Origin of the sequence: Paenibacillus doosanensis (assembly GCF_025060755.1) — a bacterium.
Lineage (GTDB): Bacteria > Bacillota > Bacilli > Paenibacillales > NBRC-103111 > Paenibacillus_S > Paenibacillus_S doosanensis.
The window spans coordinates 1-15,148 of record NZ_JANYUY010000077.1; the positions used below are offsets into that span (position 1 = coordinate 1).

Genomic DNA, 15,148 nt, shown 5'->3' on the forward strand with positions numbered 1-15,148 from the left:
GAGTCTGGGCCGTGTCTCAGTCCCAGTGTGGCCGATCACCCTCTCAGGTCGGCTACGCATCGTCGCCTTGGTAGGCCGTTACCCTACCAACTAGCTAATGCGCCGCAGGCCCATCCGTAAGCCACAGGTTACCCCGTGTTTCATGATCCCCTCATGCGAGAAGACCAGCTATCCGGTCTTAGCTATCGTTTCCGATAGTTATCCCGATCTTACAGGCAGGTTGCCTACGTGTTACTCACCCGTCCGCCGCTAACTGTTCCCGAAGGAAAAGTCCGCTCGACTTGCATGTATTAGGCACGCCGCCAGCGTTCGTCCTGAGCCAGGATCAAACTCTCCAATAAAGTGTTCCCCAGAAAGTGAAGATGAACCTGCCGAAGCATTTTCCTATTACTTTCCGTGGACCCCCATGAACCAAATCATGAGGCATTATCAGAGCTTGTCTTAAGCTCAAAATTCAATGCTAGCGAGAATTTGCATTCTCTATTTAACACTCACTCGTTGTTCAGTTTTCAAAGGACAATTGTTCATTTCCCTGCGCCTTTCTCAGCAGCGCGGGATTCAATATATCACATTTCAATCGACGATGCAAGCTTTTTTTGAAAATTTCTTTTCGTCGGCTTGTCCGCCTGCCAGCCTCTTTTGGCCGGAAGACCAATATAACATGATTAAAACACATTTGCAAGCACTAAATTTCATTTTTGTAGTATACCCGTATTGAACAAAATAATAACAGCCCCAAGATTAGCCGCGTTCCGGCTTTCTTAAGGCTGCTTTTTTGATGAAGCGCGGTGAACAGGCGGCTGGAGTGCCGATAGGAAGATGGACCAGTGTCAACGGTCGCCTTTGTAAACGGATGTTCTCGTCGCCACGAGTCCCCTATCGAAACAGGCCGCGTATCAATCGGCACGCTTTCATATAAAGAATTTGTTACAGCGCTCCTGCTCCGATGGCTTGGGCTGCAGCAAGCTCCTGCTGAAATTGCTGATGGATTAATCCATTGGAAGCAAGCACATTCCGTACTTCCAGGGAATAAGGGTTCCCCAACGTGTCCGTGACCGTCCCCCCGGATTCGGCAATCAGTAAGGAACCTGCCGCGACATCCCAGGCATTCAGTCCGATCTCCCAGAATCCGCTCAATCTTCCTGCGGCAACATAAGCCAGATGCAAAGCAGCCGATCCCGCTACCCGGATATTACGGACTTTTGGGGTAAGCGCTTGAATCCCCTGCAGATTAATAGGCAGCGCATAATCGCGATCCGCCGGGAACCCCGTTGCAATCAAGCTGTCTGACAGCTTATCCTCCGCCGATGTTCTCATTCTTCTCCCGCGCACATAGGCACCCTTACCCTTCTCGGCTACGAAAAGCTCGTCGCGAATGGGGTCGTAGACGACGCCGACGATCACTTCTCCTTTGTGAGCCAAGGCGATGGATACGCTAAAGAAGGGAAAGCCGTGGACAAAATTCGTCGTTCCGTCCAAAGGATCGACGATCCACAAATATTCGGCCTCCTTGGCTTCCTGCAGTGCTTTCGTCGAAGCCTCCGGCCCCGGTTCCACACCTTCTTCTCCCAGTATAGAATGCTGCGGAAAATGGGTCTGAATAAGGTTGCGGATCATCGTTTCCGCCCCCTTGTCCACTTCCGTTACAAGATCATGAGGGGAATATTTCATATGTAAGCTGTTGAAATCTCCCAATTTGCTTTGGATCCATTCGCCAGCTTTGGATGCGGTATTGATGGCCACTGCAGTAAAATTCTTACTTCCCACAATAAAAGAGGAATTGCTTTCATTAGCCATTTCAATCAGTCCTTTTCTTTCCCATAAAAATAATGGTTGCAATTACACTCAGTATAGTTAATATACGATTCAAAAGCTACAGCGTTTCACCCAAATAATACTAGCGTTTATGACAAATCAACAAACATCCACGGGAAGAGATAAACCATCCGGACAAAGGTAACCAGGCCTTTTTCCGCTCCCTGCTTTTCAAAAGAGCGGGTCTATAATTCAAAGCTGAGTTTTTTCCCGATTCGCACACAGCGAGGAAAATCTCTTCAAGCCGGTCGAGTTCCCGCTGCGGTTTCCCTTCGGCCAGCTGATCCAAGAGCCCGATGCACCACTTGGCGAGCGAACCGAACTCCTCCGAGCTGTACATCCGAATCCACTCTCCGTAATATTCATGATCCGCGGCCCCGGGAATCCGCGCTAATTCCTTGCCGATTTCCCAGTAGCTCCACATGCACGGCAGCAGAGCGGCAACCAGTTCGGCCAGCGAGCCGTTCTGGGCGGCATGCAGCATATAGTGCGTGTAAGCGAGCGTAACCGGCGACGGCTCGGCTTGCTCCAGCTCATTTTCGGATATGCCGAACCGGGCGGCATAGGCGCGATGCAGCGACATCTCTTCGTTCATCGTCGAGTGCAGCAGTCCCGCGAACTCGCCCATCGTTTTCAAATCCCCCGCCTTGACGGCGCCCAGAGCGAACTCGAAAACCATCCTTCATGCGACCGTCTTCCTCATCAAGCACGCTTTTAAGATGAACGCAAAAAAAGCCCTTTGCAATATGCAAAAGAGCTTTAAATTGAATAATAAAATATAATTATACCCCTACGATATGATAGCCGTTATCTACATAAATCACTTCGCCTGTAATCCCTCGCGACAGATGGCTCATGAGGAACATGGCGGTGTCTCCGACCTCGGCGACTTCCGTCGTACGGCGCAGCGGAGCCTTCTCTTCCACAGTTCTGAGAATGGAATTGAAATCCTTGATTCCCTTGGCGGCCAGCGTACGGATAGGTCCGGCGGAGATCGCGTTCACACGCACGTTGTATTGGCCCAAGTCGTTAGCCAAGTAGCGCACGCTTGCTTCCAGCGCGGCTTTGGCTACGCCCATTACATTGTAGTTTTTCATTGCGCGTTCAGCGCCGAGGTATGTCATTGTCATGATGCTGCCGCCTTCGGTCATGAGCGGATACAAGCGCTGGGCCACTGCGACCAAAGAATAAGCGCTAATATCGTGAGCCAGTGCAAAGCCGTCGCGGGAAGTGCCGACGAATAAACCCTCGAGCTCTTCCGTTTTGGCAAATGCGATACTATGTACGAGTCCGTGCAGCACGCCGAAGTGCTCTTGTACCGCAGCAGCCAAAGTTTCAATCTCGGCGTCCACCGTTACGTTGCAGGGCAGAACGACCGAGCCCGGAATCGTGTCGGCCAGTTTGCGCACTCTCTCTTGCACGCGTTCGCTCTCATAAGTAAAAGCCAGGCGCGCCCCTTGAGCAGCCAAGGACTGGGCAATCGCCCAAGCGATGCTGCGATCGTTGGCAACACCCATTACCAATATATTTTTACCGTTCAGCAGTTGAGTCATGAACTTAAGTCCCCTCTCCAAAGTAAAATGAGGCTTGGCCAACTATGCTCCCTAACTCAAGGTACCCCATTTTTACAAATAATTCAAGAGAGAAAACATCCGACGAAATCCGCTGCAGCAGGTGACTTCAACATTCCTATCAGGCATATGATACAACGGTCAAAATCAACGCGCGTTACGACGCGAAGCCGAAGCTCGGCCTGCCGGACTCTTCGTTCATGACTCCGCTCATTCATTGATGTACGCGAGAGGTGCGCTATGCAAAAAAGCCTTGGCCTAAGCTCCTTCAGTCACGCGATTAATCTCAAAGCTCAGCTCGCCTCCCTGCACATCAGAGCTCGAAGGAAGCTTGGCTGAGCACCGTCGCACCATCAAATTTGCGCACATCGTCCATGAGCTGCAGCAGCGCTTCGTCTTTCCGCTTGGCCTCAATCATAATATCCAAACGCGGAGTTATCGGCGCAATGGCCCGCAGAAAGCGAAAAAGCGGCGGCGCTTCGATAAAATCGGCATGGCTTCGGGGATCGGATGCGCTTTTCGGACTGGACACGTGAATCTTCGGTGGAAGCGGCTCAACCGCACCCTGCGCGCTCTCTCCCGACCATGTCTGCAAAATCCGGGACCACAGCTCCTCAGCCGCTTCCCCATCTCCCGAACGGTTGACCTCGTGATGATGAATATCCAGCACCATTGGAGCCCCGACCTGCTCGCAGATGTCCAGCGTCTCCGCAGCCGTGAAGGTTTTGTCGTCGTTTTCCAGCGTCATTCTCCGGCGAATCCGCTCGGGCAGCCCCTTGAACCTCTCGATGAACCTGGCCGCAGCCGCAGGTTTGTCCCCATAGGTGCCGCCGACGTGAATATTGCATTTGGCCGACTCATCCAGCCCCATCGCTTCCAGCATCGTCACATGCCTGTCCAAATCGCCTAAGGAATTGCGCAGCACTTCCTCCCTGGGAGTGCTCAGCACGGTGAAATGGTCGGGATGAAAGCTCAGACGCATGCCGTGCTCCAATGCATAGCCGCCGAGCTCGGCGAACGGTTCCCGAAGCGTCGGCATCGGGTCCCAGTCTTCTAGGGCGGGATGCCCGAGAAGCGGGATGAGCTTGGACGAACAGCGGTACATTTCGATATCGTACGCCCGGTTGTGCTTTAAAAGGCGCAGCGTATTATGAATATTCTCGGCGGCGATGCGCTCCAGCTTACGAATGCCCGCTTCACGGTCCGCAAGCTTGTTAAAGCTTGTGGCGGTCATCGTTTTGGAAGGGGAAGCGCTCGACACCAGCATCGACATCGCGACATAGCCTAAGCGGACGATCATATTGCGATCACTCTCCTGACTAAACAAACGGTAATGGAATAACTGCTGCTAGGATGCCCCGTCCGATCCGCCGCAATGCTATATCCGCAATTAGCGGCCCCCGTGAGAAAAAAGCGCCATACAGATACATGCCCGAGAATCCGGCCGCTGCAAAACAAGCTTCTTCATTCCAGACGAACATTCTTTCCTCCAAAACCGGGCCATATCACGGCAAAGAAAAAAACATCCTCCCGTCATCGGAAAGATGTTTATCCCGTTAATTATCATTATGGCTGATGTTTTAAGCCGAAAAACATTTCATGCGCCAAGTCGGTCTGAACCCGCGCTTCTTCTTCCGTAAGCCTGCGAACCAGCTCCATCTCCACCTGGGTGACTTCCTCGCCTTGAAAGTTGATCTCCGCTATGGAAGCGACGATTTTGACGATAGCTATCGCTTTGTTGTCCGGCGTGTACGCAATGACCATCTGCCCGGTCGGAAATACGCGAAATCCGTTTTTCACCATTTTGCCGCGGCCGTATTCCAACAGCTCATACAGCTCTTGCTCGGATTTGAACTTGCAGACAGAATTGAATTCAGTTTGAAATCCCATACGCAGTCCTCCTTTTCAAGGCTCAAGGCTCTTTGTTTATAAGCATACGTGAAGCGTGTGAACTAATCAAGCAAGTCGAACGATTACGGAATTTATAATGAAAAAGGCCAAGGCCATTACACGTCAAAGGAATATTGCAGTTTTTGTTTCTCGGCATGACGCTGCAGAGCCAAGGCGATCAGATCGTCCAGCAGTTCGTCGTATGGCTTGCCCGACTCGTTCCACAATAAAGGATACATGCTGTATGGAGTAAAGCCCGGCATCGTATTGATTTCATTCAGGAAGACGGCGTTGTCTTCTTTTCTCAGGAAGAAGTCGACACGGGATAACCCCGACCCGTCAACGGCCTGAAACGCGCGGATCGCCAGCTCGCGAATTTGATCGGACAGCTCCTGCGGAATTTGCGCCGGAATAATCATCGACGATTTGCCGTCCACATATTTGGCTTTATAATCGTAAAATTCATTGGACGACACGATTTCCCCGACGACCGACGCGCGAGGCTCATCGTTGCCCAATACGGCCACCTCGACCTCGCGGGCGTCGATATTTTCCTCGATAATGACTTTGCGGTCGAATTGGAAGGCGGTTTGGATCGCCGAGATCAGCTCGTCGCGGTTGCGCGCTTTGCTGATGCCGACGCTGGAGCCCAAATTAGCCGGCTTGACAAAGCACGGGTAGCCTATGGAAATCTCGATTTCCATCAGGAAATACGGCTGATCCTTCTCCCACTGGGTGCGCGTAAAATGCCGGAATACGCATTGGGGAAGGCCTTCTTGAGCGAAAACCTTTTTCATCATAATTTTGTCCATACCGACCGCCGAAGCGAGCACGCCCGCCCCGGCGTAAGCGATATTGGCCATTTCCAGCAAGCCTTGGATCGTTCCGTCTTCGCCGAAGGTGCCGTGCAGAAGCGGCAGCACGACGTCCAGATTGGCCTGAGCGCCTTCCCGAGGAGCCAAAGAGGCGTCTTGAACGGCGCTGACGGCTACTTCCGCCTTGCTCGCCGTATCCAGAGTGCCGAAGAACGGCTGCAGAGCGAAGGAAGCTTGCGAGCCGTCTCCATTACTGAAAGTCAGAGCGGACACGTGCTCTACGGGCGATTGCAACTGCGGCCCCGAACGCCATTCTCCTTGCTTCGTTATGTAAAACGGATAAATTTCATATTTGTTCATATCGAACGCTTTAATTACGGCCAGCGCCGTCTGCAGAGAAACCTCATGCTCCCCCGACTTGCCTCCGTAAATTAAACCGACGCGAATTTTGTCGCTCATAATAACCTCCGAATGGATATGTCGTTCAATGCATAGGACTATCGTTAATCTCGTAAGCTAAGGAGACTTACGGACTACATGAGATCCGCAATATGCAGAAACCGGTACTTGGTTTTCTCCGTCCAGGCCACAGAATCCCTGTAGCTCCAATAGCGGTGAAAGCTCTCCGTCGTATGGGCGTTCACAAGGGGCATTCCGCCCGCATCCTTGGCCGTTACGATGGTGCTGTGCTGAAAGCGTCCGTTGCCGTCCCAGTCGTAGCTGATAACGTCCCCCAGGTCCAGCATAGAGGCTTCGGGCACCTCTTCGGCGCACAGTCCGACGCGGCCCGCAGTCAAAAAGCGCTGCAGGCTGTGGGCGACGGCCCAGCTATAGCTCCACTGCTCCTGTCCGTTATACCGTCCTTTGTACCACCAGCCGGAATCTCTTTTCCCAGTATAGTTCATTGGCGCCCCGCCTGCAAAGAGGCACTGGGATATAAAATTGCTGCAATCCACTTCAAAATGAATATAATCCGGATTCGCCTTATCCCACCAGGTGTCCGCATACTCGGCCGCCTTGATCCGGTTGTATACGGCCTTGCGGCCCCCGGTCTCCAGGTACGGGAGCACATTGTAATTGAGGAACGGCGTCGAAGGAGACGGCGTCGTACGGTAAGGCAAGGAATCCCGCTCCTCCCCTTCGTGCAGACTTCCCGGGACGGTCTGTTGAATCGGAAGCGCCCGCTCTGCGTCCGTCGGCTCGACCCGCGCGATATACCATTTCCCGTCCGTTTCCGTCAATGTGATGCGCTCGGTTTCGACGCGCTTTTCCTCATGCTCGATCGTGCCGATGGTTCCGACCGAGGCTCGGCGAAGCCGCACTTCCGCGATCACTTGACCAGGCTGTTCGGCAGCGCGAAGAATGGACAAGCGGGTCTCGTTCTTGACGGGATAAAAGCGCCGGTCCTGATCGGAATGCGCCGTACGCGCCAATCGTTTGATCTGGGACTGCAAATAAGACGTATCGGTGACAAAAGGCAGCAAAGGCTCGACGGAATAGTCCATGTCCATTTGGTTTTTGTGATGAACGTAATCGTAGAGCGCCGTTTTCCATGACATGCGGGCTACCTCCATTTGTAGTTGAATGGCTGGCTTGAAACTTGTGGGCATGGGGATTTTCGGGCATACTGATCACTGCATTATATGAGGAAACGCAGCCAAAAATGATTGAAATTGACCTTTACGCGAAGCCCTTCAGCATGTATACTTAGGGTATGGCAATTATGAAATCCAGTTTCATCTCGTGAAACATTTACGGTTTCAGCTTATCATTCTTAAGGAGGAACGACACACATGGCTAAAAAAGACCATTACTCGGTCCGCAAAGCGCTTGATGTAAAAGGTAAAACATACCAATATTACAGCTTGCCAGGACTTGAAGAGCAAGGCCTTGGCAACATCTCCGCACTTCCTTTTTCCATTAAAGTATTGCTCGAAGCCGCTGTCCGCCAATTCGACGGAAGAGCGATTACTCCGGAGCATGTGAAACAAATCGCCAACTGGGCGAACGGACGCGAAGAGAAGGAAATTCCTTTCATTCCTGCGCGTATCGTTCTGCAAGACTTCACAGGCGTACCTGTCGTCGTTGACTTGGCGGCAATGAGAGACACGATGAAAAAAGCAGGCGGAGACCCTAAACGGATCAACCCTCTCGTTCCGGTTGACCTCGTTATCGACCACTCCGTCATGGTAGATGCCTTCGGCTCTTCTACCGCTTTGGATACGAACATTAACATCGAATTCGAACGCAACGAAGAACGTTACCGTTTCCTGCGCTGGGCGCAAACCGCATTCGACAATTTCCGTGCCGTTCCTCCGTCAACCGGTATCGTGCACCAAGTTAACTTGGAGTACCTGGCTTCCGTAGCCGCTACGAAAGTCGTCGACGGCGAAACCGAAGTATATCCTGACTCTCTCGTAGGTACGGACTCTCATACGACGATGATCAACGGTCTTGGTATCGTTGGCTGGGGCGTAGGCGGTATCGAGGCGGAAGCAGGCATGCTCGGTCAGCCTCTGTACTTCGTTACACCGGAAGTTATCGGCTTCAAATTGACGGGCACATTGCCTGAAGGCGCTACGGCTACAGACCTCGCGCTGACGGTTACGCAAATGCTTCGTAAAAAAGGCGTTGTCGGTAAATTCGTCGAGTTCTACGGTCCTGGTCTGAGCAACATCAGCTTGGCCGACCGCGCGACGGTTGCCAACATGGCTCCGGAATACGGCGCAACGATCGGGTTCTTCCCTGTCGACTCCGAGTCCCTCAACTATTTGAGAGGCACAGGCCGCGAAGAAGATCAAATCGCTCTCGTTGAAGCTTACTATAAAGCGCAAGGCATGTTCCGTACGGATGAAACTCCGGACCCTGTATTTTCGGATAAAATCGAGCTTGACCTCTCCACTGTCGTACCGAGCTTGGCCGGTCCTAAGCGTCCTCAAGACCGCGTAGAGCTGACGGCAATGAAAGAATCGTTCAACTCGATCGTCCGCACGCCGATCGACAAAGGCGGATACGGCCTGAGCGAAGAGAAAATCGCCGAAACCGTTGAAGTGAAGCATCCAAACGGCGAAGTGACCAAAATGGGCACCGGCGCTGTCGTGATCGCAGCTATTACCAGCTGTACGAACACGTCCAACCCAAGCGTTATGCTCGGCGCAGGTCTCGTAGCGAAAAAAGCGGTAGCTCGCGGCTTGAAAAAACCTGCTTACGTAAAAAGCAGCTTGACTCCAGGCTCCCTGGTCGTTACCGAATACCTGAAAAACGCAAACCTGCTGGAATCCCTTGAAGCTCTCGGCTTCTACGTGGCAGGCTACGGCTGCGCAACCTGTATCGGCAACTCCGGTCCTTTGCCTGACGAAGTAAGCCAAGCAATCGCCGATAACGATATGACGGTAGCGGCTGTGCTGTCCGGTAACCGTAACTTCGAAGGCCGCGTTCACGCTCAAGTTAAAGCGAACTACCTGGCTTCTCCGCCGCTGGTTGTCGCTTACGCTTTGGCAGGAACGGTCAACATCGACCTGGCTAACGATCCGATCGGCTACGATCAAGCGGATCAGCCGGTTTACTTGAAAGACATCTGGCCTACGAAAGACGAAATTCAAGAAGCTATCAACACGGCTATGGGCCCTGAGCTGTACCGCGAGAAATACGCGAACGTCTTCCGCGCCAACGAGCGTTGGAACGCGATCGACGTGCCGGAAGGCGAGCTGTACGAGTGGGATGAAAAATCCACTTATATCGCGAACCCTCCGTTCTTCGAAAACCTGGGCGCAGGCATTTCCGATATTGCGGATATTCGCAGCGCAAGAACACTTGCCTTGCTGGGCGATTCCGTTACTACGGACCATATCTCTCCGGCGGGTAACATTAAAGTCGACAGCCCTGCTGGCAAATACTTGATCGAGCACGGCGTGAAGAAGGAAGACTTCAACTCTTACGGCTCCCGCCGCGGCAACCATGATGTCATGATGCGCGGTACGTTCGCGAATATCCGTATTCGCAACCAAGTCGCTCCCGGAACCGAAGGCGGCGTAACGACTTACCTGCCTACCGGCCAAGTGGAATCCATCTACGATGCTTCCATGAAGTATCAGGATCAAGGCACGAACCTGGTCGTTATCGCAGGCAAAGAGTACGGTACGGGAAGCTCCCGCGACTGGGCTGCCAAAGGTACGTTCCTGCTCGGCGTCAAAGCCGTTATCGCAGAAAGCTTCGAACGTATCCATCGCTCGAACCTTGTGGGCATGGGCGTGCTGCCTCTGCAATTCCAAGGCGGCCAAAGCTGGAAAACGCTCGGCATTACCGGTACGGAAACCTTTGATATCACAGGCCTGAGCAACGACGTACAGCCTGGTCAAAGCGTAACGGTAACGGCTACGCGCGAAGACGGAAGCAGCTTCAGCTTTGAAGCGAGCGTTCGTCTGGACAGCATGGTGGACGTGGATTACTACCGTAACGGCGGTATCCTGCAAACCGTATTGCGTCAAATTATGGCTTAATAAGCTTGCATAAATGAACCGAAGCCCCTCTCCGTCGTGGTCGTGGAGAGGGGCTTTTTGGTTAGGCGGCCATCCGCTAAAAAAGGCGTAGAGCATTATGCCGGGAAGCCGTATATTATTTTTTGGAAAAAGAATAGATCGATTTGGCCGAGAACGTCTGCGTAAACGAACCGCCGGTCAGCGCCGCGTCCGCCATATTGTTCAGGTTGTCGGTCGCGCTCGTCTTAAGCTTGGAGACTGCCGCCGAAGATGACGAGAAGCCGCTTACCGTGGCTGTAATATCCGAAGAAGACGTGTTGACGACGACAAGCTGCGCTTTGCCGGACGAATTGATTTTGGTCGCCGCGACGAGCAGTGAAGGATCGCTCGATAAGGCGTCGATCCGCTGATACCCGGGTCTCATCACCCGGCTGAAATTGCCCAGCGCATACAGCACTTTGCTGACCGAATACGTTCCGTTGGCCGTATCTAAGTTGATCAGCTGCTGGGCCAAGCTTTCGTTCTTGCCGACGCTCCACCAGTACAAATAGCCGCGGGCCGCGTTGGCGCCTCCGGTTGTAAGCGCCCGGTGAATGTCGGCCGCCAGCTCGATGGCCTGCTCGTTATCGTACGCCGTGTCCGCCGGATTCCATAAAGAACGGGATTCGTCCTTGAAATTGTATTCCGTCATCAGCTTCGGCTTGCTTTCATTGTACAGCGCCCCGTTGGCATTGCCGTAACGATGATAAGCGATATAATCCAATGGAGACGATAACGACCCAGGACATGAAATGCGGGATGTAGACGATCGTCTGAATCGTTCGCTTGAACAGCTCCGGGCGCAGCTCGTTCAGCATCAAGGCGATGGCGATAAGCAGCGGGAAAAAGAAGACGATGTTATAGATCGCCAGCAAAAACGTATTTTTGAACAATCTTCAAAAGAGCGGATCGCCAAAAAAACGGTTAAAATGCTTCATCCCCACCCATTCGCTATCCCAAAAGCCGAGAAACGGCTGATAATTTTTGAAAGCGATTAAGACTCCGTACATCGGAACGTACTTAAAGATAAGAAAATAGAGGATGCCGGGCAGCAGCATCAGATAAAGCCAGCGGTTTTTCGCCATGCGCCGGATGCGCTGCTTGCGGTATGCCGCGCTCCCGGGAGCCCGGACGGCCGCCGCGGCGGATTCCATATTCATAACGCCTCTTCCTTTCATGCGAGTAAGTTGTCGTGCGGCCATGCAGCGCCGGTGTCATCCGGCCGGGCCGTCACCTCTGCATCATAGGGGCATCCGCCTATTGCCGTCCATAGTCATTCCCGTACGTAAAAAGGGCCGGACCGGGGAAAGCGCGTCATATCGCCGCTCGCCGCGGCGGAATTGTCATTAAGCGAAGGGGAATAGTCATTGTTCGACCTGAAGCTTCAGGAAAAAAGCGGACGGCACGGCTGCCTAAGGGGGGACGAGCGCAAGCGGAAAAGCCCCCGTCTTCCCGAGAAGAGGAAGACCGGAGGCCGAGGAAGGTAGCTCCGTCTGACGAATGCGGACGGATGACGATTGGCCCCCGCAGCTCATGCCTGCGAATGACCGGGAGCTGAAGGGGCGTTCACGCCGTCCATGGTGACAGCAAACTGCTTAGGCCTGCAGCTGTGAAGCTTGAGGACAGGCACTGTGCCAGGCTGGGCGAGAATAGGAACAAATCCCCCAAAAGCCATCCATGCCGCTACGCGGCACCACAGACAATGGAAATGGGGTACCAAGAGTAATTTCCAGGGTAGTGACGTGATGCTCTGAAGCTTATTCCGTCCGCATCCAGCCTAAGCTGGATCGGCGTCTAACCCTTCCTCTGGGATCGTTCTATGGGTAGACTTTACTTTCGGGGGAGACCCCGGATTTCCACAGGATATGGCTGCGCATCATTTCCTAAACAACGAAAAAGCAGCATATCCCCTGACCGTCGGCTTCTGTAGCCTTTCAGGGACATGCTGCTTTTTATTTAATCATTTTGCCCATGCGGCGCGCCGCTTCCATCAGCACCGGCGCATGCTCCATCATCTTCTCCAGCGTGAGCCGGTTGGAGGGGCCGCTTACCGCCAGCGCCGCGACGAGCCGGTGCGCGCGGTTCAAGATCGGCACCGCAACCGCCGCGGCGCCGGGCTCGCGCTCCTCGACGCTCGTCGCGAAGCCGAGCGACTTCGCCTCCGCCAGCTGCTGCCGGAAGCTGGCCTTATCCAGCCCGGCAGGCCATGCCGGACTGGCGAGCAGGGACTGCTGCACCTCCGGCTCGGCGAAGGCGACCAAAATCTTGCTGGATGCGCCGACATGCAGCGGCATCCTCGCTCCGATCGGCGCCACGCGGCGGATCGCCTGATTGCTCTGCACGGCCTGCACGCGGACGCGCTCCAGACCGTCGCTGACGTACAGGCTGATCGTCTCGTCGAGCTGATCGCGCAGCCGCTCCATCTCGGGCAGCAGAATGAGCGCCGGATCGTCGCTATGCGTCATATTCGCCGACAGCTCCCAGATTCGGAAGCCGAGACGGTACTTATCCGAAGAAGCGTCGCGGATGACGAAGCCCTTACCCTCCAGGGAGGCAAGCAAGCGATGCACCGTGCTCTTGTGAAGCGAGACGCGGGAGGCGATCTCCGTCAAGCTGAGGTCCGACGAATCGGTAAAACAAAGCAATATATCTAAAGCGCGCTCAACGGCGCGCACGGTAAGCTTACCATCTTCCATCCGATATCACCTGACTTCCGGTTTCACTTAATGAAACCTTGTTACGTATAGTATAACTCATCTTCGGCTTTATCGCAAAGTATATTATTGTCTTCTGAAAGAAATTTCAGGCAGCCCTTCGCTTGATCCGCCGTTTACGTTATCGATCCTCCATCGCGCGGCCTGCTCGTCCGCTCCCTTAATTACGCACAGAGACGCACCCAATCCCGCTTGCATAGCAGGCCGGATGCGTCTCTGTGCCTCGCGCCGGATGCCTCCTCCTGCCGGCCATCCGGCCGGAGCGCATCGCCCTCGTGCCCTGCGAACGGATTAACCGCCCGCGGAGCGCATGTTCCTTGCTTTCCTCCCCTTCCGCTCCGGGCGATCTTCGCCGGCTTCGGAAGCTCTAAGCAGCCCCATAGAGAGCGCGAACATCACGCACACGACAACGATGCCGAGAACGATTTCGCCATGAAGCTCCAAATAAAGCACCAACGGGATGCAAGCCATCAGCAGGCCGTACAAAATGATTTCCGCCCGTTTTGCTCTGATTCGCGACATGATCAGAGTCCCCCTTCCCTTGCCGAAGACTGTTAATATTGTATTCTCCTCAGACAGGCTTTAGACTTTTTGGGCGTTTTTGCCTCTTTATGTTACATCCATATTACAGCCAGTTTACATTTTTCGCGGGCCGTTGACGGGATACAGGCCTTCATCTTACTATAATAATAACAGTAACTAAACCATTCGATTGTCCCATCGATTTTCTCCATACAGGGAACAAAAGTCGTCCGCCGTTTAAGTCATCTAAGTCTACAAAGGAGGGATTCCGATGGAACCGAACTCTGTAACTCCCGTCTCTTTAAACGCCACACAAATTGAAACCGCTGTCAACGTGCCCTCCATCGCCAGGCGCAGACTCAAAACTTTCCTCATCGCCCTATTGTCCGTCATCCTTCTTTTGGTCAGTTTGGTCATGGCCTTTCACGCTTATATCGCCTGGACGCTGGCGAAGCCGCATATCGATCCGCTCCGTTCGAATCCGGCTCTAGCCTTCGGCGCAGCCTATCAAGATATCCAGTTTCCGAGTCTGAACGACAGCACGCTGTTGAACGGCTGGTATATTCCCGCGGCGCAGGCTGCCGCAAGCAAAAAAACCGTCGTCTTCTCTCACGGCTACGGAGGCAACCGTGAGGAAATTTGGGTGCCTTTATACGATCTGGCCCAAGAGCTGCAAAAGCAGAACTATAACGTCCTGATGTTCGATTACGGCTTCGTTCAGCCGAAGGAGAGCGTCACCGGCGGCATCCGCGAATCCCAGGAGCTGCTCGGAGCCGTCAAATACGCAAGGGAGCAAGGAGCCGAGCAGGTGTTTGTCTGGGGCTTCTCGATGGGAGCCGGAACCGCTCTGCAAGCCGCTCTGCTCAGCGATGACATCGACGGTATGATTCTCGACAGCACCTTCATTCTGGACCCTGACACGCTCTACCACAATATGAAGCAGGTGGCCGATCTGCCGCGATATCCTACGCTGCCGCTCGTTTACTTGTTCTTCCCGCTCATCAACGGCGTGAGCTTGAACCAGGTGCCTTATAATCAAGTGAAGGAAACGAAATATAATATTCCGATCTTCTTTATTCACGGCGAGCAAGATATGAAAGCCCCGTTCGAGATGGCGCAAGAGCTGTTCAGAAACCAACCCGCCAACTCCGGCTCCCAGCTGTGGCTGCTGCCTAACGACAGTCATGAGTTGATCTATCGGGCTCATCCTCAAACATACCTGGAGCTGACCATGGGCTTTCTTCGGGGTCTGTCGACTCCGCTGTCAGGCCAATAAGACCGCTCGTCCGCATTAACGACAAAAA

At 53.6% G+C, this 15,148-nt stretch carries 12 protein-coding genes, 1 rRNA gene and 1 pseudogene; 2 read left to right on the plus strand and 12 right to left on the minus strand.

All coding sequences use genetic code 11. The features are described from left to right. From N0M98_RS31400 to N0M98_RS31435, 8 genes are all read right to left on the minus strand, one after another. Window positions 1-341: ribosomal RNA gene (locus tag N0M98_RS31400) — 16S ribosomal RNA — on the minus strand; the annotation flags it as partial. A gap of 586 nt (window positions 342-927) precedes the next feature. Further along, the gene (locus N0M98_RS31405) at window positions 928-1,797 is read right to left on the minus strand and encodes an inositol monophosphatase family protein (RefSeq protein ID WP_259620238.1); all 870 of its coding nucleotides are present in this window, start codon (window positions 1,795-1,797) and stop codon (window positions 928-930) included. A 100-nt stretch (window positions 1,798-1,897) separates the two neighbouring features. Next, complete coding sequence (tenA, locus tag N0M98_RS31410) at window positions 1,898-2,494, minus strand: thiaminase II (RefSeq protein WP_259620239.1); 597 nt, start codon at window positions 2,492-2,494, stop codon at window positions 1,898-1,900. A gap of 103 nt (window positions 2,495-2,597) precedes the next feature. Further along, a complete protein-coding gene (fabI, locus tag N0M98_RS31415; protein ID WP_249865992.1) occupies window positions 2,598-3,368 on the minus strand; it encodes an enoyl-ACP reductase FabI in 771 nt (256 codons plus the stop codon). Window positions 3,369-3,699: 331 nt separating this feature from the next. Beyond that, on the minus strand, window positions 3,700-4,686 hold the full coding sequence (gene uvsE, locus N0M98_RS31420) for a UV DNA damage repair endonuclease UvsE (protein WP_259620240.1): 987 nt from the start codon (window positions 4,684-4,686) through the stop codon (window positions 3,700-3,702). 266 nt (window positions 4,687-4,952) lie between these two features. Next, on the minus strand, window positions 4,953-5,276 hold the full coding sequence (locus tag N0M98_RS31425; protein ID WP_249865993.1) for a hypothetical protein: 324 nt from the start codon (window positions 5,274-5,276) through the stop codon (window positions 4,953-4,955). 116 nt (window positions 5,277-5,392) lie between these two features. Then, window positions 5,393-6,550, minus strand: coding sequence for a D-alanine--D-alanine ligase (locus N0M98_RS31430; protein ID WP_259620241.1), 1,158 nt, complete (start codon window positions 6,548-6,550; stop codon window positions 5,393-5,395). A gap of 74 nt (window positions 6,551-6,624) precedes the next feature. Beyond that, the gene (locus N0M98_RS31435) at window positions 6,625-7,650 is read right to left on the minus strand and encodes an amidase domain-containing protein (protein ID WP_259620242.1); all 1,026 of its coding nucleotides are present in this window, start codon (window positions 7,648-7,650) and stop codon (window positions 6,625-6,627) included. A 234-nt stretch (window positions 7,651-7,884) separates the two neighbouring features. On the opposite strand from N0M98_RS31435, the gene acnA reads away from it, so the two are divergent. Next, window positions 7,885-10,590, plus strand: coding sequence for an aconitate hydratase AcnA (gene acnA / locus N0M98_RS31440; protein ID WP_259620243.1), 2,706 nt, complete (start codon window positions 7,885-7,887; stop codon window positions 10,588-10,590). 115 nt (window positions 10,591-10,705) lie between these two features. On the opposite strand, the gene N0M98_RS31445 is transcribed toward acnA, so the two are convergent. From N0M98_RS31445 to N0M98_RS31460, 4 genes and pseudogenes are all read right to left on the minus strand, one after another. Continuing rightward, window positions 10,706-11,332 carry a glycoside hydrolase gene (locus tag N0M98_RS31445; protein WP_259620244.1) on the minus strand — a complete coding sequence of 209 codons (627 nt, stop codon included), beginning with the start codon at window positions 11,330-11,332 and terminating at the stop codon, window positions 10,706-10,708. Next, window positions 11,331-11,693, minus strand: a pseudogene (locus tag N0M98_RS31450) (ABC transporter permease family protein); the annotation flags it as partial. The pseudogene N0M98_RS31450 and the gene N0M98_RS31445, both read right to left, overlap by 2 nt. An 867-nt stretch (window positions 11,694-12,560) precedes the next feature. Beyond that, window positions 12,561-13,304, minus strand: coding sequence for an IclR family transcriptional regulator (locus N0M98_RS31455; RefSeq protein WP_249865998.1), 744 nt, complete (start codon window positions 13,302-13,304; stop codon window positions 12,561-12,563). Window positions 13,305-13,613: 309 nt separating this feature from the next. Next, a complete protein-coding gene (locus N0M98_RS31460) occupies window positions 13,614-13,844 on the minus strand; it encodes a hypothetical protein (RefSeq protein WP_249865999.1) in 231 nt (76 codons plus the stop codon). A 271-nt stretch (window positions 13,845-14,115) separates the two neighbouring features. Here N0M98_RS31460 and N0M98_RS31465 point away from each other — a divergent pair, with 271 nt between their 5' ends. Next, on the plus strand, window positions 14,116-15,120 hold the full coding sequence (locus N0M98_RS31465) for an alpha/beta hydrolase (protein WP_259620245.1): 1,005 nt from the start codon (window positions 14,116-14,118) through the stop codon (window positions 15,118-15,120). Window positions 15,121-15,148: the final 28 nt, after the last annotated feature.